Annotated in this window: 10 protein-coding genes, 1 tRNA gene, 1 pseudogene and 1 riboswitch; of the genes and pseudogenes, 7 read left to right on the forward strand and 5 right to left on the reverse strand. The window is 72.8% G+C overall.

The window, feature by feature from the left end:
• Positions 1 to 24: 24 nt before the first annotated feature.
• Complete coding sequence (locus tag AB0L25_RS21930; RefSeq protein ID WP_500174489.1) at positions 25 to 372, reverse strand: hypothetical protein; 348 nt, start codon at positions 370 to 372, stop codon at positions 25 to 27.
• Between the two features lie 32 nt (positions 373 to 404).
• A complete protein-coding gene (locus AB0L25_RS21935; RefSeq protein WP_500174558.1) occupies positions 405 to 632 on the reverse strand; it encodes a TetR family transcriptional regulator in 228 nt (75 codons plus the stop codon).
• Positions 633 to 757: 125 nt separating this feature from the next.
• Here AB0L25_RS21935 and AB0L25_RS21940 point away from each other — a divergent pair.
• The 3 genes and pseudogenes from AB0L25_RS21940 to AB0L25_RS21950 all read left to right on the forward strand — a co-directional run.
• Positions 758 to 1,036, forward strand: a pseudogene (locus tag AB0L25_RS21940) (alpha/beta fold hydrolase); the annotation flags it as partial.
• A gap of 128 nt (positions 1,037 to 1,164) precedes the next feature.
• Positions 1,165 to 1,512 (forward strand): alpha/beta fold hydrolase, encoded by a 348-nt coding sequence (locus AB0L25_RS21945; RefSeq protein ID WP_500174490.1) that lies wholly within the window; start codon positions 1,165 to 1,167, stop codon positions 1,510 to 1,512.
• Between the two features lie 103 nt (positions 1,513 to 1,615).
• Positions 1,616 to 2,482, forward strand: a complete 867-nt coding sequence (locus tag AB0L25_RS21950) for a phosphotransferase enzyme family protein (RefSeq protein WP_500174491.1) — start codon at positions 1,616 to 1,618, stop codon at positions 2,480 to 2,482.
• A gap of 249 nt (positions 2,483 to 2,731) precedes the next feature.
• Here AB0L25_RS21950 and AB0L25_RS21955 read toward each other — a convergent pair whose 3' ends face one another.
• The 3 genes from AB0L25_RS21955 to AB0L25_RS21965 all read right to left on the reverse strand — a co-directional run bounded on the left by AB0L25_RS21955 (position 2,732) and on the right by AB0L25_RS21965 (position 5,460).
• A complete protein-coding gene (locus tag AB0L25_RS21955) occupies positions 2,732 to 3,739 on the reverse strand; it encodes a cytochrome P450 family protein (RefSeq protein ID WP_500174492.1) in 1,008 nt (335 codons plus the stop codon).
• Between the two features lie 179 nt (positions 3,740 to 3,918).
• Positions 3,919 to 4,731, reverse strand: coding sequence for an SAM-dependent methyltransferase (locus AB0L25_RS21960; RefSeq protein WP_500174493.1), 813 nt, complete (start codon positions 4,729 to 4,731; stop codon positions 3,919 to 3,921).
• A gap of 655 nt (positions 4,732 to 5,386) precedes the next feature.
• Positions 5,387 to 5,460, reverse strand: a tRNA-Pro gene (locus AB0L25_RS21965).
• Between the two features lie 300 nt (positions 5,461 to 5,760).
• Between AB0L25_RS21965 and AB0L25_RS21970 the strand changes: the two genes are divergently transcribed.
• The 4 genes from AB0L25_RS21970 (at position 5,761) to AB0L25_RS21985 (ending at position 13,524) form a co-directional block, all read left to right on the forward strand.
• A complete protein-coding gene (locus AB0L25_RS21970; RefSeq protein WP_500174494.1) occupies positions 5,761 to 7,659 on the forward strand; it encodes a PP2C family protein-serine/threonine phosphatase in 1,899 nt (632 codons plus the stop codon).
• Between the two features lie 447 nt (positions 7,660 to 8,106).
• A riboswitch (cyclic di-AMP (ydaO/yuaA leader) is annotated at positions 8,107 to 8,260 on the forward strand.
• Between the two features lie 12 nt (positions 8,261 to 8,272).
• Complete coding sequence (locus AB0L25_RS21975) at positions 8,273 to 9,088, forward strand: CHAP domain-containing protein (RefSeq protein WP_500174495.1); 816 nt, start codon at positions 8,273 to 8,275, stop codon at positions 9,086 to 9,088.
• 162 nt (positions 9,089 to 9,250) lie between these two features.
• On the forward strand, positions 9,251 to 12,130 hold the full coding sequence (locus AB0L25_RS21980) for a CDP-glycerol glycerophosphotransferase family protein (protein WP_500174496.1): 2,880 nt from the start codon (positions 9,251 to 9,253) through the stop codon (positions 12,128 to 12,130).
• The gene (locus AB0L25_RS21985; RefSeq protein ID WP_500174497.1) at positions 12,124 to 13,524 is read left to right on the forward strand and encodes a glycosyltransferase; all 1,401 of its coding nucleotides are present in this window, start codon (positions 12,124 to 12,126) and stop codon (positions 13,522 to 13,524) included. Before AB0L25_RS21980 ends, AB0L25_RS21985 begins: the two co-directional genes overlap by 7 nt.
• Positions 13,525 to 13,540 lie beyond the last annotated feature (16 nt).

The raw sequence follows: 13,540 nt of genomic DNA on the forward strand, positions 1-13,540 counted from the left end.
ACGGCACCCGCCGAACGGCCGGGGTCAGCGGGGCGCGGCGGCGCGGGCGCGCAGCGCGGCCAGCCGCGCCTCCCCGAGCGCCGCCACGGCCTCGGCGAGCAGCGCCATCTGCGCGGCGAGGTCGCGGTCGGGTTCGGCCTGCAGCGCGACGAACGCGCCGTCGAACCCGGCGATGCCGAAGTACTCCAGTTCGTCCGCGAGGGCCTGGGCGATCTCCTCGCCCTCCGCGGCGAAGGACACCGCGATCATCGCGTTCATGTGCGCCCGGCCGTCCTGCCGCACCCGCTCGATGATGGCGTCCACCCCGGCCTCGGCGGCCTCGGCGCTCATCACCAGCAGCAGGTGCAGGCGCAGGAAGTCCGGGCGCGCCATGAACACCTCGCCGGTGCGCAGCAGGTACCAGGTCAGCCGCTCGCGCGGCGTGCCCCCTCCGGGCCTCCCGCCTGCGCCCGCCGCATCGCCGCGAAGAACTCGTAGGCGCCGCGCGCCATGACCGCCGAGAGGAGCCCGGCCTTCGAGTGGAAGTGGTGGTACACCGCGCTCTTCGGCAGGCCGGTCTCGCGGCTCAGCACCGACAGCGACGTCGCGGCGTACCCGCGCTCCGCCATGATCCGGGAGGCGACGTCCAGGATCTCCTCCCGGGACCTGCGGCCGCGCCGGTCCTCGCGTTCGAGCGGGACGAGGACATCTACCCCCGGGCACGCGCCCTCACCGTCAACGACTGGACGATGCGCATCTCGGGCACCCCGTCGTCCTCCTGCACGGAAGCGGGCCGGGCGCCACCGGCTGGAGCAACTTCTCCGCCAACATCGAGGCGCTCGCCCGGCACTTCCACGTGTACGCCGTGGACATGCCCGGCTGGGGCGACTCCGACGCGGCGACGGTCGACCGCCTCGACCACGTCGAGGCGGCGATCCAGTTCCTGGACGCCCTCGGCATCGAGCAGGCCGGGTTCGTCGGGAACTCGATGGGCGGGCAGACCTCGCTGCGGCTCGCCACCGAACACCCCGACCGGATCACGCACCTGGTGACGATGGGCCCGCCGGTCGGCCGGGCGCCCGGCCTGTTCACCCCCGGCGGCGGCCCGTCCGAGGGCCTGAAGGTCCTCATCGACACTTACCGGGACCCGAGCTCGGAGAACATGCGCGGGCTCGTCGAGATCATGTGCTTCGACAAGGCGAGGTTCGCCACCCCCGAACTTGCCGGGCCCGGTCGACCGCGGCCCTCGCCCGTCCCGAACACCTGCGCAACTACGTCGACGGACTGCCCCAGGGCGCGCCGCTCCCCATCTGGGTCAAGCCCGAACTGCTCCCGGACATCAAGGTCCCGACGCTGCTCATCTACGGGCGCGACGACCGGGTCGTCCCCTTGGAGAACTCGCTCTACCTGCTCGCCAACATCCCCGACAGCAGGCTCGTGCTGCTCAACCGGTGCGGGCACTGGGCGATGATCGAGCACGCCGACGAGTTCAACCGGCTCGTCACGGACTTCATCCGCGCAACGACCGGGTGACCCGACCGGCGGCCGTGGGTGCCGCCAAAACCCGGTGCGTCCACCGGGCGCGCTGCGATAGAAGGTTGCGGTGCCTTTCGTCGATACACCCCTGACCACTCCCATGCGGCAAGCGGTCCGCGAAGCCTGGGGACGGCCCATCGAAGGGGAACCGGTACGGCTCTACGGCGGCGAGGAATCGGCGGCGTACCGGGTCGACGACCTCGTCGTCCGCGTCGGCCCCGTGTCCCGGACGAGTGCCGAGGCCGAATGGTGCCACGCGATCGCCCTCCACGCCGCGTCCACCCTGCCTGAAGCGGTGGCCCCCGTGTGCGCGCGCGACGGTGCCACGGTCGTCCGGATCGGCGACCGGCCCGTGTCGGTGTGGCCCTACGTCGAGGGGGAGTGGCCCGACGAGGACCGGCGAGAAGCGCAGACGCAGGGCGCACGGCTCCTGGCGCGGCTGCACCGCGCGCTGGCCTCCCACCGGCCGCCGGCGCGCCCGGTGACGGCCTTCGTGGAGATCGGCCTGTACGGCGAGCCGCCGCACGACGTGCCCGCACTGGCCGATCCGCGGCTGGACCGCTGGCTGGCGGACTTCCACCGCCGCAACCCCGTGCGCCACCCCCTGCACGGGGACTTCTACGCCGGGAACACCCTCGCCCGCGACGGCCGGCTGGTGGCCGTCCTGGACTGGGACGAGGCCATCGTCGGAGCGCCCGAACTCGAGGTGGCGTCCGCCGCCCTCGAATGGACCGACGAGTACGGCGACGACCCCGAGGGACGCCGCCGCTTCATCGCGGACTACCACGAGGCCGGCGGAACCGCGGGCGACATGGACGAGGAGACGGTCGTCCAGCTCATCAGGCACCGGCTGCGCCGCGAGGCCGCGTACTACGGGCGCGCCCGGCGCCAGGGCGTCGAGCACGACGAGGACGACGCCGACTACCACGAACGCCGCGTCAAGGCGTTCTTCAACCTCCGACCGTAACGAACCCCGTCTCGCGCGAGAGCATCACGGAATCCGCGGACGGAGGACGATCGCGAGCAGCACAGCGCTCGTCGTCCTGTCCCTGATCACCGCGCCGCTGGTCTTGGCTCGGCGACCTCGGAGTGGCGGAACCCGCCGAAGCCGCACGATCCAGCCGTCCACTACGACATGCGCATGTACACGCGGGAGGAGAAGGAGGGCCTCACCCACGTGCGCGGCGACACCTGAACCGCGGTCGAAGGACCGAGATCACAGCCGCACGGGGAGGGACACCAGGCCGCGGACGATCGATCCCTCCCTGTGCCGGCGCAGCTCGGACGGCGGGACGGCGAGCGCGAGGCCGGGGAACCGGGCCAGCAGGCCGCCGATCGCGACCTGGCCCTCGAGCCGGGCGAGTGGCGCCCCCAAGCAGAAGTGCAGGCCGTGCCCGAACGCGACGTGCCGGTTCGGGGCGCGGGTGACGTCCAGCCTCCCCGGGTCGTCGAAGGCGTCGGGATCCCGACCGGCCGCGCCCAGCGACACGTGCACCCAGGAGCCGCGCGGGATGCGCACCCCCGCGATCTCCATGTCCTTCACGGCGATGCGCTGGCTCGCCCGTTCGATCGGCCCGTCGAAGCGCAGCAGCTCCTCCACCGCGGACGGCAGCAGCTCCGGCCGGGACCGCAGGAGTTCGAGCTGGTCCGGCGCCCGCAGCAGCGCCAGGACGCCGTTGCCGATGAGGTTCACGGTCGTGTCGTGCCCCGCGATGAGCAACAGCGCGATCGTGTTCAGCAGCTCGGGATCGGTGAGCGCCGCGTCCCCGTCCCGCGCCTCGACCAAGCCGCTGATGAGATCGTCCTGCGGCCGGGCACGCCGCTCGGCGACGACGCCCGCGAGGTAACCGGTGAACAGGCCGGCGACCTCCCGCCTCCGCGCGAGGGCCTTGGCACCGTGGGCCGGTGCGGTCATCACGGCCGTCCAGGCACGGAAGTCATCGCGGTCCTCCGGCGGAACGCCGAGCAGCTCGCAGATGACCTGAACGGGCAGCGGGACCGCGAACGCCTCCAGCAGGTCGACGGTCCCGGACAGGCCGTCCAGCAGCTCATCGGTGATCTGCCGGACACGGGGCCGGAGCGCCTCCACCCGCCGCGGGGTGAACGCCTTGGCGACCAGCCGGCGCAGCCGGGTGTGGTCGGGCGGATCCATGCCGAGCATGGTGCCGCCGAAGAACGGCGCCGGATCCACGGGCACGGAGCTGTGCGCGGTGTCCTTCGACAACCTCGGATCGTTCAGCGCCGCATGCCCGTGCTCATAATCGACCACGAGAAAAGCGTCGGCGCCCTGCGGAAAGTCGATCCGGTGCACGGGCCCCTTAGCGCGCAGTTCCGCGTACAGGGCATACGGGTCGCGGGCGAACTTTTCGGAAAGCAAGAAATCCATCGGCAGAACGGCAGCCATCAGCGGACCCTCCCGACACCGCCGAGAAAGCCGGTCCTGCTCATATCAGGTTCGAAGAAACCGGCGTCCGGATGCCAGTCGCTCACCGGAACGAGACCGGGCGGCAACACCTCGGTCCCCTCGAAGAACCCGAGGAGCTCCTCACGCGTACGCGGAATGATGTCGCCTGCGCCCGTCCGCCCGTATTGGTCGCGCACGGCCCCCTCCTTGTCGGCGTCCTGCTTCCCCAGGAACCCATGCGAGACGACCAGGTGACTTCCGGGAGCCAGCGGTTCGAGCAGCCGCGCCACGATCTCCCCAGGCCGCGCCTCGTCCGGAACGAAGTGCAGAACAGCCAACAGAAGCACGGCGATCGGCTCGGAGAAGTCGAACCGCTCGCGTACCTCGGGATGCTCCATGATGCTCTCGGGCCGAAGCACGTCGGCCTGGAGCACAGTGGTCCGTGGCCCATCGGCCAGCAGCGCCCTCCCGTGCACGAGCACGATCGGATCGTTGTCGACGTACACGACGTGCGAGTCGGGCGCCACCCGCTGCGCGACCTCGTGCGTGTTCTCCTGAGTGGGCAACCCGGAACCGATGTCCAGAAACTGCCGCACCCCGCGTTCGGCGAGCATCGTGACCGCCCGCGAGAGGAACCGCCGATTGGCGCGGGTGAACTCCAGGACGTACGGCATCGCGGCCAGCACCCGATCGGCGGCCTCCCGATCGGACGCGTAGTTGTCCTTACCGCCCAGGTAGTAGTCGTACATCCGCGCGACGCTGGGGACGTTCGGATCGATCCCCAGATCCGAGAGCTGCTCGTCCGATGCCATACCCGGCCTCCTGCCATGGGACACGGCCAATCATCGTAGGCCCCGAACCCACCCCCGTCATGATCTTCCGCCCAGAACCCCGAGAAACCGCAGCAGACGACCCGCCCACACAAGGCTCTAAGAGAAGCCAAGAGTCCGCATCCGGCCACGCCGATACCGCGAATGATGAAATTCGAGTTCGCGGTAAACCGTTCGATAACCACATGCACAGGCCGTCCGGGACGGCATCAAGCACAACCCGGCTCGGCGACGAACCGACGGCGAGGCTGTTCACCGGTCCGCGGGGCGGTCGTATTACTACCGCCGGGACGCCACCCACTGGGACGAGGTGGTGACCAAGCTCGGATACGAACACCTTCGGCGTCACGACCTTCGGCACACCGGGCTCACCTGGATGGTGGATGCGGGTGTCCCGGTGCATGTCCGCGGAAGATCGCCGGGCATGGGTCGCTGTCGACGACACAGCGGTATCTGCATCCCGATGCGGCCTCGATCAACGCTGCGGGGGAGGCGCTGAGCCTGCACCTGGGAGCCCGGCGGTCCCCAGATGGTCCCCGGCTCCGGGTCGTCTAGATTGCGGTGCTTGCGGGACCTGGAAACGCGGAAGCCCTGTTGACCTCGGAAGATTCCGTGGTCGACAGGGCTTGCTGCTCTGTCGGGACGGCGGGATTTGAACCCACGACCCCTTGACCCCCAGTCAAGTGCGCTGCCAAACTGCGCTACGTCCCGGTGCCCGCCTGGCTGGGCGGGCGCTGATTACTCTAGCGCAGTCCGCGGGGTAGTGCGTACCGGGAATTCGAGGGTCGAGGGTGGCGGTGGGACGGCCCGGGCGGTCGGGGTGTGTGACGTGGGTCACTCGGTGGGGTAGGGGTTGGTCCCCGGAGGGTCACCGGAAGTGGTGGAGTTCGGGCATCCAGGAAAAACCGGGTTAAAGATACGGGTAGGAGACCCGGAAGGGGACGAATAGTCCTTCGCTGGCGTATGTAGCTTTTTTCTCTCGGGGCATGCTGTGCCGAACGGGGGAGTGGCTTGGCCGAAGCGGAGGGGCCGCGCGCGCCGGGGGTGCACGCGGCGGTGCCCGACCTTGAGGACCTGCGGGGGGCCGCGCATGACCGCGCGATCCTGGCCGAGGCGCGGGTCGTGCTGGCGCGGAGGCTCGGGGTGCCGCCCGGGGAGGCGCTGCAGCATCTGATCTGGCTCGCGCGCGACCTGGACATGGAGCTCGCCGAGGCGGCGGCGCTGGTGGTCAAGGACGTCGGGGCCGGGTCGGCGGAGGCCGTCGCGGCGGCGCGGCGGGCGCCGCGGGCGGAGGTGGCGCGGACGCGGCGGGCGGTGGTGTCGGAGGCCGAGGACGTGCTGCGGCGGGTCACCGCGGAGGACACCGGGGGCGATCGGGAGATCCTCGCGGAGTTGCCGGACGATCCCGTGGCGCGGGCCGTGCTGGACGGCGCGTTGGACTCGGCGGCGCATCTCGTGCCGGTGCGAGGGCCCGAGGGGAATGTCGCGGACTTCCTGTACGCGCAGTTGAACGAGCAGGCGAGGGATCTGTTCGGTCGGGGTGCCGAGAAGCTGACGGGACGTCGGCTGCTGCAGACGGACCCGGGTGCGGCGTTGACGGGGCTGTTCGAGGAGTACGTGGGGGTTCTCGGGGGTGCGGGGACGCTGGAGCGGGGGTCGATCTCGTACACGACGGCGCAGAGCGGGCTGTCGCGGACGTCGCGGATGAGCGTCCGGTGCGTGCAGGTGCCGACGGGGGTGTGCGTCGTCTGGCGGTACCACAGCCGGGAGGATCGGCTGGCGAGGAGGTTGGAGCGGGTCGAGCGGCTCGCGCAGCTGGGGTTCGGGGAGTGGGACCTGGTGACGGGCGAGGCGGAGTGGACGCCGCAGATGCTCGCGAACTACGGGCTGTCGCCGGACGAGGTGCCGCCGATGCCGCACGATCTGCCGAAGGTGGTGGCCGACGACGATCTGCCGCTGGTGGAGGAGGCCCTGCAGACGCTGTTCTCGCGGCGGGAACCGGTGGAGGCCGAGCACCGGGTGATCGGGGCGGACGGGAGGCCGCGGCACCTGTGGCTGTTCGCCGAGCCGGTTCTGGACGACGCGGGCCTGCCGGTGTCGGTGAACATCGTGTCGCAGGACATCACGCGGCGGCGGGGCGTGGAGCGGGCGCTGGCGGACACGCGGCGGCAGATGCTCAAGCAGCAGGCGCGGACGGCGCAGGAGCGGCGGGTCGCGGTGACGCTGCGGCGGGCGATCCTGCCGGACGAGGGCGAGGTGGAGCGGCTGCCGGGGGTGCGGATCGCGCTGCGCAGCCTCGCGGCGGAGAGCGCGGCGCGGATCGGCGGCGACTGGTTCGCGACGCGGGGGCTGCCGGACGGACGGGGCCTGTTCGCGATCGGGGACGCGGCGGGGCACGGGCTGCCCGCGGCGGCCGCGATGGCCCGGACGCGGAACGGGCTGCTGGGGCTCGCGTTCACCGGGGAGCCGGCGGGCCGGCTGGTGGGCTGGCTGAACGAGCTGGTGGGGACGATGGACCCGCCCGCGACCGGCACCGCGATCGTGGGGCATTTCGATCCGGACCGGGGCGTCATGGAGTGGACGTGCGCGGGGCATCCGCCGCCGATCCTCGTGCGGGACGGACATGCCGCGCCGCTCGAGGTCGTCCGGGATCCGATGCTCGGCGCGATGCCGGGCTGGGAGTACACGACGATCAAGACTCCGCTGGTGCGGGGCGACATGGTCTTCCTGTACACGGACGGCCTGGTGGAGCGGCGGGACGCGGACCTGGACGAGCGCATCGAGCGGCTCACGCGGATCCTCGAAGAGGGCTCGGGGCGTCCGGAGGTGGCGCTGGACGAGGTGCTGGCGCGGATGGAGCACGACCGGGCGGCGGACGACACGACCCTGTTCGCGCTGCGGGTCGAGTGACGGACGCCGCCTCTGACCTGCGTCGATACGGTGATGTGACTTAGGGCACACGATGTGGGGCCGGGGACGGCCGGTGGGCGGCGATGAGCCGTCGCGCCGGCCGTCCCGTCGATCTTCGGGCGGGTTCGGGGGCGGTGCGCCGTAGGCCCCGTGGAGAAAGGGTTCCGGGACCGCCGGTAAAGATCGGGAAGAACATCCTGCGGGTGGGTGTTGGGATGTCCTTGAAAGCCACTTGACCAGGGAAAAGATCAATTTTGGCCTGGTTTGCTTTCGCGGAGATGGTTGGTACCTTCAACCCGAATCTCGCAGCGCGATCCACGCGTTGTACCGGCCGTGCCAGGGGCGCGGCCGCCGGTCGCGGAGCGGTCCACGCACGCGACGCGCGCCATGCACGCGCGCCCCTCAGAGCAGTCGCTCAGAGAAATCCGACAATCCAGCGCCGCACGCGCGGCGTGAAGGCCGAGTCCGCACAGGTCCACGAGGGCCGCAGCGGAGCCGGGGACCCAAGTTCCAGGGGTGAATCGGCGCGTCCCGAGCGCGCCGTAGGGCTCTTCCATGCCCGAATCCGTCAGCTAACCCGGTAGGCGTCATGGGAGACAAGGAGATTCCCTGCATGACCGGTCGTTTCGATCGACTTTCCGAGTCCGTGAAGCGCCTCAACCCCCAGTCCGCGGTCAAGCGGCTGGCCCCCGAACTCGCGATCAAGCGCATGACCCCGGAGGACCGGGCCGTCGGCGTCGCCGTCGGCGCGGTGCTGGCCGGCGCCGTCGGGCTGTCGGTGTTCAACCCCATGGCCGGGGCGAGCGCGGCCACCGAGGCCGCGAGCACGACCGTCCAGAAGGCCGCGGCCGTCACGCACACCGCGGAGAAGGCCGAGTCGGCGTCGACGATGAGCCTCGCCGAGGCCAAGGCCCAGGGCTGGAAGGTGCCGCCGCGCGCCGTCGAGGCGTCCGAGGTGATCGACCTGGCCAAGGAGCAGGTCGGCATCGAGGAAGAGGGCCCGGGCAACATGACCAAGTTCCACGAGTGGTGGACCTCGACGCCGCGCGCCGAGCAGGCCGCCAGCAGCGGCGGCTTCTCGGTGGACGCCTACGACGGCGCCGCCTGGTGCGACATGTTCGTCTCGTGGCTCGGCGCGCAGACCGGCGTCAAGGGCATGGGCTGGGACGCCTACACCGTGTCGCACGCCAAGTGGTTCGAGGACCAGGGCCGCTGGGGCCAGAAGGCCAAGCCGGGCGCGATCGTGTTCTTCGACTGGGGCGCCGGTTCGGACGGCTCCATCGGCGACATCGACCACGTCGGGATCGTCGAGAAGGACAACGGCGACGGCACCGTCAGCACCATCGAGGGCAACAGCAACAACGCCGTCGAGGAGAGGGTCCGGGACAAGGGCCAGATCGTGGGCTACGGCTACCCCGAGTACGCCTGATCGACCGGCACCGGCCGATCACGAAGGCGCCCGGCGCTCCGCCGGGCGCCTTCGGCGTCCCCACGGTAATGCGAACCATTGACAGGCTTTGGTCGCGCTTGGACCTCCCTCCGCCGTTCCTGGAAAGGAATCCCTGGCACGCGGCGTAGCGGAGGGAGGCCCATGCGGGTGCGCCCGGATGTCAGTGTGGTGGTGATCGCCTACAACGACGCGCGGCGGCTGCCCCGGGCGGTCGCCTCGACGCTGGCGCAGTCGCTGCGCTCCGTGGAGACGGTGATCGTGAACGACGCGAGCACCGACCGCACCGGGGACGTCGCGGAACGCCTCGCCGCCGCGCATCCGGGCCGGGTCCGGGCCGTGCACCTGCCGGTGAACTCCGGGGGGTGCGGCCGTCCGCGCAACACCGGGGTGGAGCGTTCGGACGGCCGGTTCGTCATGTTCCTCGACAGCGACGACCTGCTGGACCGGCACGCGTGCCTCAACCTGGTCGCCGCGGGCGAGGAGACCGGCGCCGACCTGGTCTCGGGGCTGTGCACGAGGGTGTTCCTGAACCGGCCGCCGGACGCGAAGAACCGCACGCGTCCCTGGTATCCATGGCTGTACGAGCGCAGCGCCGTCTACGGTTCGCTCAGCGAGAACCCCGATCTGCTGTACGACACGCTGTCCACGAACAAGGCGTACCGCAGGGAGTTCCTGGACGAGCACGGGCTGCGGTTCGTCGAGCGCCTCCACTACGAGGACCTGCTGTTCACCGCCGAGGCGTACCTGGCGGCCCGGCGGACCGCGCTGATCCCGCACCGCGTCTACAACTGGCTGGTCAAGGACGCCGCGGCGGGCCCGTCGATCTCCAACCGGCGCGCCGAGCTGGCCAACTTCGCGGACCGGCTGGAGATCCACCGCCGCATCGACATGCTGTTCGCGCTCCGCGGCGCCCACGGGCTGAAGCGCGCCAAGGACGTCAAGTTCCTCAACCATGACCTGCTGCTGTACCTGCGGGAGCTGCGCGGCCGCGACCCCGGCCACCGGGCGCGGTTCCTCGACCTGGCGGCGGGCTACCTCGCCGAGCTGGACCCGCGGTCGTTCGAGGACGCCAACCCGATGGCGGCGGTCGCCGCGTACCTGATCCGCGAGGGCGATCACGCGGCGGCGCTGGCCGCGGCCGAGCACCGTCCCGAGCATCCCGTGCTGGGCGCGCCGCTGGCGGAGCGGGACGGCCGCGTCTACTGGGGCGCGCGCCCGCCGCGCGGGGGGCTCGGGCGGCGCGTGCTGGACGTCACCGGGTTCGGCTTCCACCTGCGGCCGCTGCGGGAACTGTGCCCGGGCAACACGGTGACGCGGCTGGAGGTCCGGGACGGCTGCGCCCGCATCGCCGGGTACGTCCTGAACCCGCTCGGCCGGGTGCCGCCGGACGCCGACCTGTCGGCCGTGCTGGTGTTCCGGGACCGCCGCGGGCGGGCGCCGGCGGCGCGGGTCGGCGCGGACGTCGAGCACCGCGGCGACCGGCTGGCCTGGCGGGCGGAGTTCGACCCGCGGCGCCGCGTCCGGCCGATCGGCTTCGTCGACCCGCTGTGGGACGTCCGGCTGCGCGTCACGGTGAACGGGGAGACGATGGTCACCCGTCCGGGCAGCGGCACCGGATCGCCCCCGCTGAACGACGTGGACCTCCCGGTGCGCCCGCGGCTGACCCGCTTCGCCGGGGACGTCCTGCGCTCGCACGTGACCGCGTCCGGGCACCTGTCGTTCGTCCTGGACGGGCGCGGCCGCGGCGCGCGGTTCACCGGGGCGGTCGTGCGGGGCGCGGCGGGGACCCCGGCGGGACGGCGCTCCTGGCGGCGCGCGCGGCGGCTGCGCCGGTCGGCGCGCCGGGCGCTGACGTCGCGGCGGACGAAGACCGCGGTGTTCAACCGGGTCCTGACGCGGCTCCCGGTGCGGCCCGGGCTGGCGGTGTTCGAGAGCCACCTCGGCCGGTCCTATTCCGACAATCCCAAGTACATTTACCGCGAGCTGCGCCGATCCGGACACGCGGTGGACGCGGTGTGGTCCTACCGGTCGTCGCCCGAGGGGTTCCCGCCCGACGCGCGGCTCGTCCGGCGCGGCTCGTGGGCCTACTACCGGGCGCTCGCGCGGGCGGAGTTCTGGGTCGACAACCAGGGTTTCCCGGACGGTCTGCGCAAGCGGCCCGAGACCACCTATATCCAGACGTGGCATGGTTCGGCGGTCAAGCTCATGGGCCTCGACCAGCCGCGGCTCAAGGCCGGTCCCGCGGCGGACCGGCACCGGCTCCGCCGGATGGTGGAGCGCTACGACTGCTTCCTGGTGCGGTCGGACCACGACGTCCGCACCCTCTGCCCGGCCCTGGGCGTGCGCGCGGAGGCGCTGCCCGCCGGGTATCCCCGCAACGATCCGCTGGTCCGCGGCGCGGACGCCGATCCGGAGACGGCGGCCGAGGTCGCCGGGCTGCGCCGGTCGCTCGGGCTGGAAGGAGACCGGCGCCGGGTGCTGCTGTACGCGCCGACGTACGCGACCGGCCCCCGCGGCCGTCCCGTCCGGACGCTCGAGCCGCCGGTCGACCCGGACGTGTTCGCGCGGGAGCTGGGGGAGGAGTTCGTGCTGCTGCTCCGCCCCCACTACCTGTGCCGCGCCGACCTCCCGCCGTCCGCGCGCGCGTACATGCGCGACGTCGGCGACGTGCCGGACGTCACCCCGCTGCTGCTGCTCGCGGACGCGCTGATCACCGACCGCTCGTCGATCATGTTCGACTACGCGCTGCTGGACCGTCCGATCGTGCTGCACCTGCCGGACGTCCCGCCCGGCCCCGGCGGCGACGGCGGCGGGTACGTCGACCTCGAGCGGGACGCGCCCGGGCCGATCGCCCGGACGGCGGACGAGCTCGTCGCCGTGCTCGCGGACCTGGACGCGGCGGAGGCGGTGCACGCGCCCCGGCGCCGGGCGTTCGCCGCGCGGTTCGGCGAGCACGACCGCGGCACGGCGGCGCGCACGGTCGTGGAACGCTACTTCGCCGATCGGGGGCGGGCATGCTGACGGGCAGGGAGACCGGCGGCGGGGACGCCGCGGGACGAGACGTCTTCGTCGTCTGCAACAACGCCGACGGCGTCGGGGGCGTCCAGCGGTGGGCCCACCGCACGGCGCGGCTGTTCGCGGCGCGCGGCGACCGCGTCACCCTCGTCGGGATCACCCGCGGGCCGGGGCCCGCCGCGCACGATCCGGCCGGCGCGTACCGGGTGGTGGCGCTGCACGGCCGCTGGCGGCCGCCCGCCCTCGCCCTCCGGCCGCGCTCGCCGCGCGCCCGCCTGGACCCGGCCGCGCGGGGACGCGACGCGTGGCGCTCGGCCGCGCAGCGGCGCGGCGCCGCGCGGCTCTCCCGGCTGTTCGCCGCGGCCCGCCCGGGCGCCGTCGTGATCGTCGCGCAGGTGTGGGCGATGGAGTGGGTGCGGCGGGCCGACACCTCGGGCCTGCGGGTCGTCGGGATGACGCACGAGTCGTTCGAGGCCACGCGGCGCTCGTCCCGCTACGGCCGGGTCCGGGAGCACTTCGCGCACGCGGACCGGCTGCTCGCGCTGACCGCCGAGGACGCGGACGCGTGGGCCCGCGCCGGCATGACCAACGCGGGCCACGTCCCGAACCCGCTGCACGTCGAGCCGAAGGTGTACCCGACGCTCGACCTCCCGGCCGTCGCCTGCGTTGGGCGGCTGTCGGACGAGAAGGGCGTCGACCTGCTGCTGGAGGCGTGGGCGCGGGCCCGGGAGCGGCGCCCGGGCTGGCGGCTGCACGTCTACGGCACCGGACCGGACGAGGAGGCGCTGCGGCGCCGCGCCGCCGCGGCGGGCCTCGCGGACACCGTGGAGTTCCGGGGCGTGGTCGCCGACGTCGAGGACGCCCTGGTAGAGGTGTCGATCTTCGCGCTGCCGTCGCGGGCCGAGGGGTTCCCGATGTCGGTGCTGGAGGCCATGGCGTACGGGCTGCCCACGGTCGCGTTCGACTGCGCGCCCGGCGTCCGCGCCCTGCTCGGGGAGGCGCCGCCCGGGCGCGGGGCGTCCGGGCTGCTGGTCCCGCCGGGCGACACGGCGGCGTTCGCCGCGGCGCTCGGCCGGCTCATGGACGACCCCGACCTGTGCCGCGAGCTGGGGACGAACGCGCGCGCGTCCGTCCGGCGGTTCCGGCCGGAGGCGGTGCTGGCGCACTGGGACCGGCTGTTCGACCTGCTGGACCGCGACCTCCCGGCGGTCCCGGCGGGCGACCCCGCGCCGACCGGACGGACGGTCCCGGCGCGGGCCCGCGCGGAGCGGAGGCGCGCGCGGCGCGGGCGCCTCGCGCGCGAGGGCGCCCGGCGGGCGGCGCGCCCCGCGGCCCCGGCCGCCCGGCCCGCCGCCGCGGGGCGGGACGCCGCACCCGCCCTGGAGGGCGATTCTTTCTAACAACTGTTTGGTAGAG

The organism is Spirillospora sp. NPDC052242 (genome assembly GCF_040679555.1).
Lineage (GTDB): Bacteria > Actinomycetota > Actinomycetes > Streptosporangiales > Streptosporangiaceae > Spirillospora.

Coding starts and splice junctions, on each gene's coding strand:
- AB0L25_RS21950 (WP_500174491.1), top strand. CDS start 1,616: ATGCGGCAAGCGGTCCGCGAAGCCTGGGGACGGCCCATCGAAGGGGAA.
- AB0L25_RS21985 (WP_500174497.1), top strand. CDS start 12,124: ATGCTGACGGGCAGGGAGACCGGCGGCGGGGACGCCGCGGGACGAGAC.
- AB0L25_RS21930 (WP_500174489.1), bottom strand. CDS start 372: ATGGCGCGCCCGGACTTCCTGCGCCTGCACCTGCTGCTGGTGATGAGC.
- AB0L25_RS21960 (WP_500174493.1), bottom strand. CDS start 4,731: ATGGCATCGGACGAGCAGCTCTCGGATCTGGGGATCGATCCGAACGTC.
- AB0L25_RS21975 (WP_500174495.1), top strand. CDS start 8,273: ATGACCGGTCGTTTCGATCGACTTTCCGAGTCCGTGAAGCGCCTCAAC.
- AB0L25_RS21980 (WP_500174496.1), top strand. CDS start 9,251: ATGCGGGTGCGCCCGGATGTCAGTGTGGTGGTGATCGCCTACAACGAC.